The following is a 12,930-nucleotide window of genomic DNA, read 5'->3' as shown; positions in this document are numbered from 1 at the left end:
AAGGGTGACGCGGCGCGGCCCGGCCCGCCTGGGCGGGCGGGGCCGGGCCGTGGTGCGGAGGTGGGTCAGCGTTCCTCGCGGAACGGGACGTGCTCGCCCGCCACCGGGTCGTACTTGCGCAGGACGAGCCGGTCGGGGTCGTTGAGGCGGTTCTTGCGGGTGACGTAGGTGACGCCGGTCCCGGCGGTCGACTTCAGTCTGACGACCGGGCGTGCGGTGCTGCGTGCCATGGTGCTCCTTCCGACCGCGGCGCGGGCCGCCGTTCCGTCCCGCGCATGTCGGTCACGGCTCACAACACCGGCGCCCGCCGGCGCATTCCCACCGTCGTGCCGGTCAGCACTCCTGCCACAGCCGGGTCATCACCCGCACGCCGAAGCGCAGGCCCTCCAGCGGCACCCGTTCGTCGACGCCGTGGAAGAGGCGGCCGTAGTCGAGGTCGTGCGGGAGCTTGAGGCCCTTGAAGCCGAAGCAGCGGATGTCCAGCTCGGTGAACGCCTTCGCGTCGGTACCGCCCGGGTTGCAGTACGGCACCGGGTGGCCGTCGGGATCCTCGGCGCGCACGGCCGCGCACATGGCGTCGACGAGGGGGCCGTCGAAGGTGGTCTCCATGGCGATGTCGTGGTTGACCCACTCACGGGAGACCGAGGGCAGAAGCAGGGCGTCGATGGTGTCGATCAGCTCCTGTTCGTGGCCGGGCAGGAAACGGCCGTCGACGCGGGCGGTGGCCCGGCCCGGGATGACGTTGGTCTGGTAGCCGGCCGTGAACATGGTGGGGTTGGCCGAGTTGCGCAGCACGACCTGCATGAAGTCGGCGACATGGCCGAGCTTGGCCAGTTCGGCGTCCAGGTCGTCGGCGTCCAGGTCGAGGTCGACGCCCTGGAGACGGGCGGCCTCGGTGAGCAGGGCGCGCACCGGTTCGATGAGGCGGACCGGGAAGGTGTGCCGGCCGATGCGGGTGAGCGATTCGGCGAGGTCGGTGACGGCGTTCTCGTCGTTCGGGGAGGAGCCGTGCCCGGCCCGGCCGGACGCCGTCAGCTCCATCCACGCCATGCCGCGCTGGGCGTTCTCGATCGGGTAGAGGCGCCGGGTGTCGTCCAGGGCGTAGCTGAAGCCACCGCCCTCGCCGATCGCCTCGGTGACCCCGGCGAACAGCTCGGGCCGGTGCTCGACCAGCCAGTGGGCGCCGAACTTGCCGCCGGCCTCCTCGTCGGCGAGGAAGGCGAGGACGATCTCCCGGGCCGGCCGGGTGCCGGTGCGGGCGAAGTGCCGGGCGGTGGCCAGCATGACGGCCACCGTGTCCTTCATGTCGATGGCGCCGCGCCCCCACAGGTAGCCGTCGCGGATCTCGCCGGAGAACGGCGGCACCTGCCATTCGGCGGGGTCCGCCGGCACGACGTCCAGGTGGCCGTGCACCAGCAGGGCGCCGCGCGCCGGGTCGGCGCCGGGGATGCGGGCGATGACGTTGGCGCGGCCCGGGGCGCTCTCCACCAGTTCCGAGGCGATGCCCACCTCGGCGAGCCGGGCCACGACCCAGTCGGCGCAGGCGCGCTCGTCGCTGGTGGGGTTGGAGGTGTCGAAGCGGATCAGCTCCGCGCACAGGTCGACGACCTCGCGCTGCGCCTCCTTGGAGGCGGGGGCGGGGACAGGGACGGGGCTGGTGCTCACGGTGCTCCTACGGGGGCGGTGCCGGACGCCGCCGGGGTGCGGTCGGCGGCTTCGTCGTCATCGTCGAGGGTGGTGGTGCCGTACGTCCTGATCCAGCCGGCCAGGCCGAGGACGCTGTACAGGACGAACGCGGTCAGCAGGGAGTTCAGGGCGGGGATGCCGCCGTCGTAGAACTTGCCGACGCAGAAGGCGGCGGCCCAGATGACCAGGGACATCGGCACCCAGGTCGGCGAGGTGGCCGGCAGGGTCTCGGACTCGCGGGTGGCGTCCAGGGGTGCGCGCATGCGGCGGACCACCCAGTACTCGGCGACGATGATGCCGCCCACCGGCGGGATGGCGACGCCCAGCACCGACAGGAAGTCGGTGAAGTGGGTCATCATGCCGACGGCGGACAGCAGGGTGCCGGCGATGCCCAGCACGATGGTGACCGCGCCGCGGTGCACGCGCTTCTTGAAGACGACCTGGAAGAAGTTGACGACGCCCAGCGAGGAGCCGTAGAGGTTCCAGTCGTTGATCTTCGCGGTGGACATCAGGACGACGAGCACGCCGAAGACGCCGGAGGTGGAGAGCACGATCTGGGAGACCTGGCCGCTGCCGACCATGTGGCCGAGGAGGACGCCGGTCATGCCGACGATGTACTCGGACAGGATCATCGACGAGGCGCTCTGCAGGAAGACGTGACTGCCCTTGCGGTTGTAGCGGGTCATCTCCGGCGAGACGATCGCACCGGTCATGAAGCCGCCCGCGATGGCGGTCGCGGCGACGGCGAGGGGGATGGTCTCGCCGGGGGCCGGGGAGTTGATCAGCTCGGTGAGCGAGTGGTCGCTCAGCGCGTCGGTGACCGACCAGGCGACCATCGCGAAGAACAGCGGTGTCACGATCTTCGCGAAGACCGCCATGTACCGGAAGCCGAAGATCACCAGGACGGTGATGGCGAGGCCGGCGGCCGTGCACCACAGCCAGGAGGGGCCGCCGACGAGCGCGGACACGCTGTCGCCGAAGATCGTGTTCTGTACGCCGAACCAGCCGACGAGGCTGACCGAGATGACCAGGCTGACCAGCGCGGAGCCGTTGCGGCCGAAGCCGGCCCAGCGGGTGAGCAGCGGGGTCGCCAGGCCCTCGCGCATGCCGGCCAGCCCGATCGCGAAGATCACGACCTCGAGGATCACCGCGCCGAGGGTGAAGGCGAGGAAGGCGTCGCCGAAGGACATGCCGACGCCGATGGTGGCGCCCAGGGTGAACTGCGAGATGGAGCCGGACTGCGCGAGCCACTGGAGCAGCATCGTCCAGAAGCCGAGCCGCTTGTCGCGCGGGACGCGGGACAGGGCGTAGTCGTCGCTGCCCACGGCCTTGGTGCCGCCCGCCTCGGGGGCGGTGCTGTCGTTCGCGGCCATGATCACGACTCCCGGGGTTCGCGGCCGAAGGTCTGCAGGTGGGTCAGGGAGCCGTAGCGGGACACGAGCGCGTCGAACTCCTGGTCGTCGTGGAAGTCGAGGCGTCCGCCGCCGTAGGCCTTGGCGGTCTCGACGGCGAACCGGGCCGCCGCCGCGATGTCGGTCTCGTGGCTGGCGCCCGTCTGGCAGCCGGGCACCGCCGCGGCGGAGGTGATCGCGAGGCCGACGACCGGGGCGGCCGTCGCCGTGGCCGGCTGCAGGATCGAATTGATGTGGTGTACACCGTTACCGTACGGGGTGATGTCCTGGGTGGTCACCGGGTACGTGACCAACGGCTCACCGGTCACCACCGCCAGCAGTTCCCCCAGCTGCTCGCTCACCTTGAGCACCCAGCCCTCCTTGACGGTGGGCGACAGGGCGAGGCCCTTGTGGTTGATGATCCGGTTGCCCTTGGTGGTGTCGATCGAGAGCACGGCCTCCATCTCGCCGGTGACCTCGTGCCGGTTCATGGTCGCGATGTCGACCGGCGAGTCCATGAAGGGCACCGGGTCGTGCGGCGCGGTCGGGGCGTCCGGGCAGATGTGGGTGGCGACGATCACGTCACCGTCGAGCACGTCCCCGCGCCGGCGCATGTCCAGCAGCTTGGCGGCGGTGGCGAGCGCGGCGACGGCTCCGTCGGCGTCGGAGACCAGACCGGTCATCTCCGGGCGGGCCCCGATGCCGCCGAGGCGTCCGACCACTCCGAGCGTGCGGGCCGTACCGCCGGCGGTACGCCCGCTGCGGCCCGGGACGCGGACGAGCACGAAGTCCGTCGAGCCGCGCTCGCCGGTGACGGTGGTGACCTCGGCGCCGGAGCCCTCGGGTCCGGCCACGGAGTCGAGGTGGGCGGCGACGCGCTTGCCGTCGACGTCGGGATCGTCCAGCAGATCCACGAGGTCCAGGACGTACTTCAACATGGGCGGTTCTCCTGATCCGCACCTGGGCGGTGCTGACAGCAGGTTCCGGATCGATTAACGTTCTCCGCAACTGTTTCCCGCTATCTGCAATTCAGGTCTGCATCGTGAGATGCGCGGGACGGCGACCGCATCCGTGACCGCACGACGAGGAGAGCCGCCATGGCCGATCGGCCCGTCCAGCCCTCGGACCGCAAGACGCCGGCCGGGGCCCTGCAGACCGTCGACCGGGCGCTGCTGGTGCTGCTGGCCTTCGAGCGCAGCCGGCCCGACTGGGGCGTGACGGAGATCGCCGGCGAGTTCGGCTGGGACACCTCGGTCGCCCAGCGGCTGCTGTCCACGCTCGCGGGCCGCGGCTTCCTGGTCTCCGACCCGGCGACGCGCCGCTACCGCATCGGCCCGGCCGCCCTGCGCCTGGGCCGGCTCTGGGAGCGCTCGGGCTCGCTGGAACTGCTCGCCGAACCGGTCCTCCAGGACCTGCGCGCGGCGACCGGCGACACCGTCCTGTTCTGCCTGCCCGACAGCTTCCACATGCGCTGTGTCGCGGCCGTCGAGGGCGAGGAGGGACCGCTGCGCTACTACCCGCTGGTCGGCGAGCTGTACCCGGCGCACGCGGGTGCCACGAGCAAGTCGTACTACGCCTTCCTGCCCGACGACCAGCGCCACCGGCTCTTCCGCGGCCGCCCCATGGCGCGCTTCACCGAGCGCACGGTGACCGACCCGGACCAGCTGGAGCAGGAGTTCCGCCGGGTGCGCGCCCAGGGCTACGCCTGGACCGTCGGCGAGTACGACGCCGGCATCGGCACGGTCGCCGTGCCCGTGTTCCTCGGCTCCGAGCCGTACGGCAGCCTCAGCCTCGGTGCCGCCAAGGAGCGCTTCCCCGAGGGGCCCGAGGACCGCCTGGAGGTGCTGCGCCGCGCCGCCCGGCTGCTGGAGCGGCGCCTGACGCACCCGCCGCAGCACCAGCGCCGCCCGCGCTCTCCCCGTACCGCCTGACCATCCACGCGTCACCGATCCGACCCGTCGACGAGGACACCCCCGTGAATCTGCTGCTCCTGTCCAACTCCACCCAGTACGGCCGCGGCTACCTGGAACACGCCCTCGACACCGTGACCGGCTTCCTGCCCCGCGGTGCGCGGCTGGCGTTCGTTCCGTACGCCCTCGCCGACCACGACGCCTACACCGCCAAGGTGCGCGGCGCACTCACCGGCGCGGGCATCGAGGTGCGGGGGGTGCACGAGGGCGGCGACCCGACGGCCCGGCTGGGTGAGGCGGACGCGGTGTTCGTCGGCGGCGGCAACTCCTTCCGGCTGCTGAGCGCCCTGTACCGCACGGGACTGCGGGAGGCGCTGATCGAGGCGGTGGGCGGCGGGCTGCCCTACATGGGGGCCAGCGCCGGTACGAACATGGCGGCGCCCTCGCTGCGCACCACCAACGACATGCCCATCGTCGAGCCTCCGTCCTTCGAGGCGCTGGGACTGGTCCCCTTCCAGATCAACCCGCACTACCTCGACCCGGACCCCGCCTCGACGCACAAGGGCGAGACCCGTGAGGAACGGCTGACGGAGTTCCTGGAGGAGAACGACGTGCCCGTGCTCGGGCTGCGGGAAGGCTCCTGGCTCCGGGTGGAGGGCGACCGCGCCGTGATCGGGGGCGAGCGGGACGCCCGGCTGTTCCGGCGGGGCGGTCAGCCGCGCGAGATCGCGGTCGGTTCGGACGTGTCCGAACTGCTGCGGGTGACGGCCGCGTTCGACACGCGGGCCTAGGCACGCCGACGCCGGAGGCCCGCTCGGCGGCCTCCGGCGTCGCACCCGCGGGGTGCGTCAGCGCTTGATCTCCTTGATCTTCAGCATCCGCGTGATGACCTTGTCGAGTTCCTCGTCCTCGAAGACCTTCTTCCAGTCCTCGCGCACGATCGACTCACGGCCGTAGTCCATGGCGATCAGGCAGGCGTCCGAGAAGGGGTTGGAGCCCTTGAGGGTGTTGGCCAGGGCGACCTGGGTGTGGCCCAGCAGCATCGCGCGGGCGGCCTTCTCGGGGACGCCGACGGTGTGGACGGTCTCGTGCAGGGCCTCGGTCAGCAGGGCGCCGACCATGCAGGCGATGGTCTCCACGAGGGTGGGCTCCAGCACGGCGAGCTGCTTGACGGTGACCCAGTGGACGTCGACGACCGGCGCGTACATCACGCGGATGACGGACTCGGCCAGCTCCTGCTTGGCGGCGTCCCCGCCCTCGTAGGCGGCGACGACCTCCTGCGGGGCGGCGATGCCGCCGAAGGTGTCCTGCCACTCCTCCTTGGTGGTGCGCTCCAGGAACACCGAGGGGTGGCAGGGGTGGGCGCAGGCGTAGTGGATGTCCTCGCGGGCGAAGAGGAGGCCGGCGTAGGCGGCGGCCGGGTCGAGGGTGAGGACGATCGTGCCGGGCTTCATCAGCGGCACCAGTTCCTCGGAGACCTTGCCGAGGACGACGTCCGGCACGGCGAGGATGACGACGTCGGCCTCGGCGGCGGCGTCCTTCGACTCGGTCAGTTCGCGGCCGAGGTCGCGGATCAGCTCCCGGCCCTTGGGCGACGCCTCGCTGAAGAGGACCCGGAAGTCGCTGTCGACCAGGTTGTCGGAGACGCGCTGGCCCATCTTGCCGGCGGCCCCGATGACGGCGACGGTCTTGACGTCGACCTGGGTCTGGATCTCGGTGGCCATTACTTGCTCCTCAGGAGGGTGTCGATGCTGTGCTGCGTCCACTGGTGTTCGAGCCGGGCGGTGGCCTCGTAGCCCTCGTCCTGCCACGGGAGCCAGTGCTCCACGATCTGGTTGATGCCGCGCTCGGCGGGACGGACGGCGGCGACCATGCCGTCGTGGTCGAGGAGGCCCTCGCCGAGCGGGCAGCCGGCGTAGGTGAAACCGACCCAGCCGTCGCGGCGGGTGAAGGCGAAGTCCTTGACGTGGATGTTGACCACGTACGGCGCGGTGGCGGTCACCACGTCCACGGGGCGTTCCAGCCGGGCGACGCTGTTGCCCGGGTCCAGGACGATGCCGAGGTGCGGGTCGTCGACGGCGCGTACGACGTCCACCAGGTCGTCGGTGGCGACCTGTTCGTAGGTCTCCAGGCCGAGGGTGACGCCGGCGTCGGCGTAGCGCGGCACCGCTTCCTTCAGCAGGGCGACCGCCTCGGCGGTGTCCGGCCGGTGGTCGGCCGTGTTGAGCATGGAGCGGACCAGGGTGACGCCCAGTTCGCCCGCCATGTCGAGGTACTTGAGCAGGTGCTCGGGGCGGATGCCGCGGGTGCCCAGCTCCAGGGTGAGGCCGAGGTCGTCGGCGGTGGCGCGGACGTCGGCGAGCCGTGCGGCGTCGTAGGACTCGATCGGGGCGTAGTCGCAGATCTGGAAGACCTCGCCGCCGAGCGCGGCCGTGTCCCGCAGCATCGCGGGCAGGGTCATCGGCTCGGGCGCGCGGTCGGAGACCCGCCAGAAGTACGCGTAGGTGCTGATGCCGTACGCCATCACGCCACCGCCGCCGGGGCCGGGGCCGGGGAACGGATCTCGTCGAGGATGGCCTCGACGCCCGCCGGGTCGTGGGCGAACCGGCCGAGGAACAGCCCTTCCGCGGTTCCGTTCAGACGGGTGAGGAGGCCGGGGCCCGCGCTGCCGCCGTAGACGACGGTGGAGCCGGTGTGCTCGGGACGGGTGTCCAGCCAGTCGCGCAGGGCGGTGCACACGGTGCCGATGTGGTCGGCGGAGGCGGGCTCGGGGGCACCGATGGCCCACTGGGGTTCGTAGGCGAGGACGACGGCGCCCTCCAGGCCGTGCAGCAGGCGCTCCGCCTCGGCGACCGTGCGGGCGGCGGCGTCCGAGGCGTCGGACGCGTCGCGTTCGCCGACGCAGAGGACGGGGGTGAGGCCGTTGCGCAGGGCGGCGGCGGTCTTGGCGGCGACGACGGTGTCGCCCTCGCCGTACAGGCGGCGGCGCTCGGCGTGGCCGACCTCGGCGTAGCGGCAGCCGATCTCCTTGAGGACGGGGCCGCCGACCTCGCCGGTGTAGGGGCCGCTGTCCTCGGTGGCGATGTCCTGGGCGCCGAGGGCGACGCCGTAGGGGGCGAGGATGCCGGCGGCCGGGACCAGGGTCGGGAAGGCGGGGAGGACGAACAGGCGGGCGGCGCCGGAGGTGACGGCGGGGTGGCGGTCGGCGAGGGCGGCGATCCTGCGGGCCCAGTTGAGGGTCTGGTGGTGGCCGAAGTACATCTTCAGGCTCACCCCCAGCAGGACGGGTGACGGGGCGGGGCTGGTCATCAGGCGGCTGCCCCGTCGCCCGCGCCGGTCTCGTAGTCGCACATCAGCTGGACCTTGGCCGCCGACGCGGAACTCTCGTCGAAGCGGTAGGTGAGCCATTCGGCGGCGAGGCGGCGGGCCAGTTCGAGGCCGATGACACGCTGGCCGAAGGTGAGGATCTGCGCGTTGTTGGAGAGGATCGCCCGCTCGACGGAGAAGGAGTCGTGGGCGGTGACCGCCCGGATGCCCTTGACCTTGTTGGCGGCGATGGCCACGCCGAGTCCGGTCCCGCACACCAGCAGGGCGCGGTCGGCCTCGCCGCGGGCGACCATCTCGGCGGCGGCGATGGCGACCTTCGGGTAGGCGGTGTGCCCGTCGGCATCGACGCCGACGTCGGTGACCTCGGCGACCAGGGCGCTGCCGGCCAGGTCCTGCTTGAGGGCTTCCTTGTACTGGTAACCGGCGTCGTCGGACCCGACGACGATGCGGAGCTTGTCGGTCATCTCGGCTTTCCTCAGTGGTGGTCGTGGGGGTGGTCTTCGTGGGGGCGCCGGATCAGGACGCCGTGGACGGCGCGGGTGATCAGGGCGAGGGAGTGGGCTCCGGCGTCGGGGGTGCCGAGGGACTTCTCGGCGTGCGGGCGGGCCCGGCCCTTGCGGGGCAGCAGTGCGGCGGTGGCGGCCGCCGCCTCGGTGGCGGAGATGGCGGCACGGTCCCACGCGTCGGTGAGGGCCTGTCCGTCGGCCACGGCGGCGGCCAGCGTCTCGGCGAAGGGCACGAGGACGTCGACCATCGTCTTGTCGCCGACCGCGGCCCCGCCGAGCCTGCGGACGGCGGCGGACGCCTCGGTCACCCCGGCGGCGACCCGGCCGGCGTCCGGTGCGTCCCGGTCGCCCAGCGCGGTGCCGAGGGAGCGCAGGATCGCGCCCCACAGCGCGCCGGAGGTGCCGCCCGCCCGGTCGGCCCAGGCGTCGGCGGCACGGGCCAGGACGGTGCCGGCGCCCGCTCCGCGCGCGTGGGCGTCGGCGGCGGCGCCGCGTGCGGCGGTGGACCCCCGCCGCATGCCGATGCCGTGGTCGCCGTCGCCCGCCACGGCGTCGATGCGGCCCAGCTCCTCGACATGGGTGTCGACGGTGGCGGCCACCGCCTCCAGGGCGGCCAGTACGGTCGCCGCGGCGTGCCGGGAGTCCTCGGAGGCCGGGGGTACGGCCGGGTCCGCGTCCTCCTCGGCCGACGGCTCGCCGGCGTCGGGCACGGGTGCGTCGAGGGTGCCCTTGCGGAAGGCCGGGGTGTCGGCCGGCGCCCGCCACAGCTCCTCCAGCTCCTCGTCCAGCCAGGTCAGGGTGAGGGAGACGCCGGCCATGTCGAAGCTGGTGACGAGTTCGCCGACCTCGGGGTCGACGATCTCCACCCCGACGTCCCCGAGGAGGGCGGAGACCTTGCGGTACACGACGAACAGTTCCTCGTACTTGACCGAGCCGAGGCCGTTGAGGACGACGGCGGCGCGCTGCCCCCGCGGCCCCGGGACGTCCTCGGGGAGTTCCTTCAGCAGGGTGTCCACCAGCAGCCGGGCCGCCTCGTCGGCGGTCGGCAGAGGTTCCTCGCCGATGCCGGGCTCCCCGTGGATGCCGAGGCCGACGGCCATGCGGGCCTCGGGGACGGTGAAGAGGGGGTGGTCGGCACCGGGCAGGGTGCAGCCGGAGAAGGCGATGCCGAAGGAACGGGTGCGGGCGCCGGCCCGTTCGGCGACGCGCACCACGTCGTCCAGGGCGAGGCCCTGCTCGGCCGCGGCGGCGGCCGCCTTGAAGACGGGCAGGTCACCGGCGATGCCGCGGCGCTCGGCGGACTCGTCGGGACCCGCGCTCGCCATGTCGTCGGCGACGGCGAAGGTCCGGGCGTCGATGCCGTCGGCGGCCAGGCGCTCGGCGGCCTGCCCGAAGTGCAGGACGTCACCGGCGTAGTTGCCGTACATCAGCAGCACACCGGCGCCGCCGTGGGCGGCCCTGGCGACCGAGCGGATCTGCTGGGCGGAGGGCGAGGCGAAGACGTTGCCGACCGCGGCGCCGTGGGCCAGTCCGCGTCCGACCAGGCCGGAGAAGGCCGGGTAGTGCCCCGAGCCGCCGCCGATCACGACGGCGACCTGTCCGGCCGGGGTGCGGGTCGCCCGGACGACGCCGCCCGTGACGGGGCGCACCCAGCGCCGGTGCGCGGCGGCGAACCCTTCCAGCGCCTCGTCGGCGAAGGCGGCGGGGTCGTTGAACAGGCGGGTCATCGCAGGGCCTCCATGGTCCGGCGCTCGGGGTCGGGGGTCGGTTCGTCGGTGCGGTGGCGGGTGGCGAGCCGGATCATCAGGACGGCGGACAGCAGCATGAAGAAGCCGACGAGGTAGAGCGGCACGTAGTAGGCGCCGGTCCAGTCCTTGAGCCAGCCGGTGATGTAGCTGGAGGCGAAGCCGGCGATGTTGCCCGCCGTGTTGATCAGGGCGATGCCGGCCGCGGCGGCGGCACCGGTCAGGAAGCGGGAGGGCACGGACCAGAAGACCGGCAGGGCGGCGAAGATGGCGCAGGCGGTCACGGTGATCACGGCGACCGTGGCGGTCGGCGAGCCCATGTAGAGGGCCAGCGGGATGGAGAGGCCGCCGACGACGGCCGGTCCGGCCACATGCCAGGTGCGGGTGCCGTGACGGGTGGCGTGCCGGGTCCAGAAGAAGAGGACGACGGCGGCCGGCAGGTACGGGATGGCCGTGATCCACGCCTTGTCCATCACGCTGAACGTGGTGTCGTACTGCTCCTGGAAGCCGTTGATGATCGTCGGCAGGAAGAAGGCGAGGGCGTAGAGGCCGTAGACGAAGCCGAAGTAGACGACGGCGAGGGTCCAGACCCGGCCACTGGTGAAGGCCCGCTTCAGGTCGCCCTTGGCGTGCTGTCCCTCGTGGCCCGTCTTCCGGGCGTTCTCGGCGGCCAGCTCGGCGGTCAGCCAGTCGCGTTCGGCGGGGGTGAGCCACTTGGCGTCGGCGGGCTTGTCGATCAGGTAGAACCAGGCGACGACGCCCAGGACGATCGCGGGCAGCGAGACGAACAGGAACATCACGCGCCAGCCCTCGAGGCCGAACAGGCCGTGGCGGCCGATCAGCCAGCCCGCCAGCGGGGCGCCGAACACGGTGGTGAGCGGCTGGGCGAGGTAGAACAGGCCGAGGATCTTGGTGCGGTGGCGGGAGGGCACCCACTGGCTGAGGAAGAGGATGGCGCCGGGGAAGAAGCCGGCCTCGGCGACACCGAGCAGGAAGCGCAGGGTGTAGAGCTGGCCGCTGCTGCTGACCCAGGTGAACAGCAGGGAGACGATGCCCCAGGTCACCATGATCCGGGCCAGCCAGCGGCGGGCGCCGAAGCGGTGCAGGGCCATGTTGCTGGGGACCTCGAGCACGATGTAGCCGAGGAAGAAGATCCCGGAGGCGAAGCCGAACTGGGCGGCGGTCAGGGCGAGGTCCTGTCCCATGCCGTTCGGTTCGGCGAACGAGACGGCCGTGCGGTCCAGATAGTTCACGAAGAACATCAGCGCCACGAACGGCACGAGGCGGACTGAGACCTTCTTGATGGCAGTTCTCTCGACTGCCGCGGATGGCGCTTGGGCACCCATGGGCGACTCCTCGGCTCGCCCGGACAGCTCTGTCCGGGGTGGGTCGTGCCCGGCGGTCCGCCACAAAGGGGGCGGCCGGCCGGTTCGCCTTCACGCTATGCCTCCGATTCAAATTGGTCACCAATTTACCAGTGTGGCGACGGTCATAGATTTCCCAGCGCCCGAACTCTTGACAAACCACGACCGTGGCGGAGGTGAACTGCCTGGTCAGCCAGGTGAGTACGGCATCTGGTTGACTGGTGACCGTGACCAGTCAGCCTGATCAGCACAGCTCCGCCGCCGCGCCCGACCTCGCGCAGCTCCTGCGGCCCGTGGTGCGCGAGTCGTCCGTCAGCGAGGTCGCCAAGCGGCTCCTCGACCACCTCTCGGCCGGTGACATCCGGCCCGGCACGCGCCTGCCCGCCGAACGGCAGCTCGCCGAGGCGCTGGGCGTGGCGCGGTCCAGTGTGCGCGGCGCGCTCTCCGCCCTGGACGTGCTCGGCATCATCGAGATCCGGCCGGGCTCCGGCTCCTACGTGCGCGAGGGCACCTCGGAGTTCCTGCCCCGGGCGATCAACTGGGGGCTGATGCTGGGCCAGCGGCGCACCCAGGACCTGGTCGAGGTGCGCACGTACATGGAGGGTGTCTCGGCACGGCTGGCGGCCGAGCGCGCGACCGACGCGGACGTGGCCCGGCTGGAGGAGCACCTCCAGCACATGCGGGACGCGGGCGGCGACGTCACGGCGTTCATCGACGCCGACATCGCCTTCCACCTGGAGACGGCCCGCATCGCGCGCAACAGCGTGCTCAGCGACATCCTGCACAGCATCCGTGCGCTGCTCCAGGTGTGGATGGAACGCGTCAGCGACATCGAGGGCACCGTCAGCGGCACGCTGTGCGAGCACGACGCGGTCCTGGAGGCGATCCGCGCGCGCGACCCGGAGGCCGCCGACCGGGCCATGGCCGAGCACATGAGGATGGCCAGCGCACGGCTGCGCGCCTCCGTGGACGGCGACGCCTGACCCGTACGCCCCCTCCGC

Annotated in this window: 13 protein-coding genes; 3 read left to right on the top strand and 10 right to left on the bottom strand. The window is 72.2% G+C overall.

Features of this window, described 5'->3' with window-relative positions; genetic code table 11:
* Positions 1 to 65: 65 nt before the first annotated feature.
* From rpmG to ACFZP7_RS31905, 4 genes are all read right to left on the bottom strand, one after another.
* The gene (gene rpmG, locus ACFZP7_RS31920; RefSeq protein ID WP_019330754.1) at positions 66 to 230 is read right to left on the bottom strand and encodes a 50S ribosomal protein L33; all 165 of its coding nucleotides are present in this window, start codon (positions 228 to 230) and stop codon (positions 66 to 68) included.
* 103 nt (positions 231 to 333) lie between these two features.
* Complete coding sequence (locus tag ACFZP7_RS31915) at positions 334 to 1,665, bottom strand: M20/M25/M40 family metallo-hydrolase (RefSeq protein WP_385637469.1); 1,332 nt, start codon at positions 1,663 to 1,665, stop codon at positions 334 to 336.
* Positions 1,662 to 3,059, bottom strand: a complete 1,398-nt coding sequence (locus ACFZP7_RS31910) for a cytosine permease (protein ID WP_031015227.1) — start codon at positions 3,057 to 3,059, stop codon at positions 1,662 to 1,664. Before ACFZP7_RS31910 ends, ACFZP7_RS31915 begins: the two co-directional genes overlap by 4 nt.
* Before the next feature lie 2 nt (positions 3,060 to 3,061).
* Positions 3,062 to 4,015: a DUF1177 domain-containing protein gene (locus tag ACFZP7_RS31905; protein WP_385637466.1), complete on the bottom strand. Its 954-nt coding sequence runs from the start codon at positions 4,013 to 4,015 to the stop codon at positions 3,062 to 3,064.
* A 159-nt stretch (positions 4,016 to 4,174) separates the two neighbouring features.
* Between ACFZP7_RS31905 and ACFZP7_RS31900 the strand changes: the two genes are divergently transcribed.
* Positions 4,175 to 5,008 (top strand): IclR family transcriptional regulator, encoded by an 834-nt coding sequence (locus tag ACFZP7_RS31900; protein WP_019330758.1) that lies wholly within the window; start codon positions 4,175 to 4,177, stop codon positions 5,006 to 5,008.
* Positions 5,009 to 5,052: 44 nt separating this feature from the next.
* Positions 5,053 to 5,778: a dipeptidase PepE gene (gene pepE, locus ACFZP7_RS31895; protein ID WP_385637464.1), complete on the top strand. Its 726-nt coding sequence runs from the start codon at positions 5,053 to 5,055 to the stop codon at positions 5,776 to 5,778.
* 57 nt (positions 5,779 to 5,835) lie between these two features.
* Here the strand turns inward: pepE and ACFZP7_RS31890 are convergent, their stop codons facing one another.
* Genes ACFZP7_RS31890 through ACFZP7_RS31865 form a run of 6 tightly spaced genes read right to left on the bottom strand, consistent with a single transcriptional unit; the run spans position 5,836 to position 11,911 of the window.
* Positions 5,836 to 6,711 carry a phosphogluconate dehydrogenase C-terminal domain-containing protein gene (locus ACFZP7_RS31890; protein WP_385637461.1) on the bottom strand — a complete coding sequence of 292 codons (876 nt, stop codon included), beginning with the start codon at positions 6,709 to 6,711 and terminating at the stop codon, positions 5,836 to 5,838.
* The gene (locus tag ACFZP7_RS31885; RefSeq protein WP_385637459.1) at positions 6,711 to 7,511 is read right to left on the bottom strand and encodes a sugar phosphate isomerase/epimerase family protein; all 801 of its coding nucleotides are present in this window, start codon (positions 7,509 to 7,511) and stop codon (positions 6,711 to 6,713) included. Before ACFZP7_RS31885 ends, ACFZP7_RS31890 begins: the two co-directional genes overlap by 1 nt.
* Positions 7,511 to 8,296: a triose-phosphate isomerase gene (locus tag ACFZP7_RS31880; protein ID WP_385637457.1), complete on the bottom strand. Its 786-nt coding sequence runs from the start codon at positions 8,294 to 8,296 to the stop codon at positions 7,511 to 7,513. The genes ACFZP7_RS31885 and ACFZP7_RS31880 overlap by 1 nt, the downstream gene beginning before the upstream one ends.
* Positions 8,296 to 8,778, bottom strand: a complete 483-nt coding sequence (locus tag ACFZP7_RS31875) for a ribose-5-phosphate isomerase (protein ID WP_046250147.1) — start codon at positions 8,776 to 8,778, stop codon at positions 8,296 to 8,298. Before ACFZP7_RS31875 ends, ACFZP7_RS31880 begins: the two co-directional genes overlap by 1 nt.
* Positions 8,779 to 8,789: 11 nt before the next feature.
* Positions 8,790 to 10,547, bottom strand: a complete 1,758-nt coding sequence (locus tag ACFZP7_RS31870; RefSeq protein ID WP_385637455.1) for a dihydroxyacetone kinase family protein — start codon at positions 10,545 to 10,547, stop codon at positions 8,790 to 8,792.
* A complete protein-coding gene (locus ACFZP7_RS31865; RefSeq protein WP_029394597.1) occupies positions 10,544 to 11,911 on the bottom strand; it encodes an MFS transporter in 1,368 nt (455 codons plus the stop codon). Before ACFZP7_RS31865 ends, ACFZP7_RS31870 begins: the two co-directional genes overlap by 4 nt.
* 239 nt (positions 11,912 to 12,150) lie before the next feature.
* Here ACFZP7_RS31865 and ACFZP7_RS31860 point away from each other — a divergent pair, with 239 nt between their 5' ends.
* Positions 12,151 to 12,912 carry a FadR/GntR family transcriptional regulator gene (locus ACFZP7_RS31860; RefSeq protein WP_019330766.1) on the top strand — a complete coding sequence of 254 codons (762 nt, stop codon included), beginning with the start codon at positions 12,151 to 12,153 and terminating at the stop codon, positions 12,910 to 12,912.
* Positions 12,913 to 12,930: the final 18 nt, after the last annotated feature.

The organism is Streptomyces sp. SudanB5_2050 (assembly GCF_964272335.1).
Lineage (GTDB): Bacteria > Actinomycetota > Actinomycetes > Streptomycetales > Streptomycetaceae > Streptomyces > Streptomyces rochei.
Note: the sequence above shows the minus strand (reverse complement) of the source record. Positions and strands in the feature narration are given on the sequence as shown.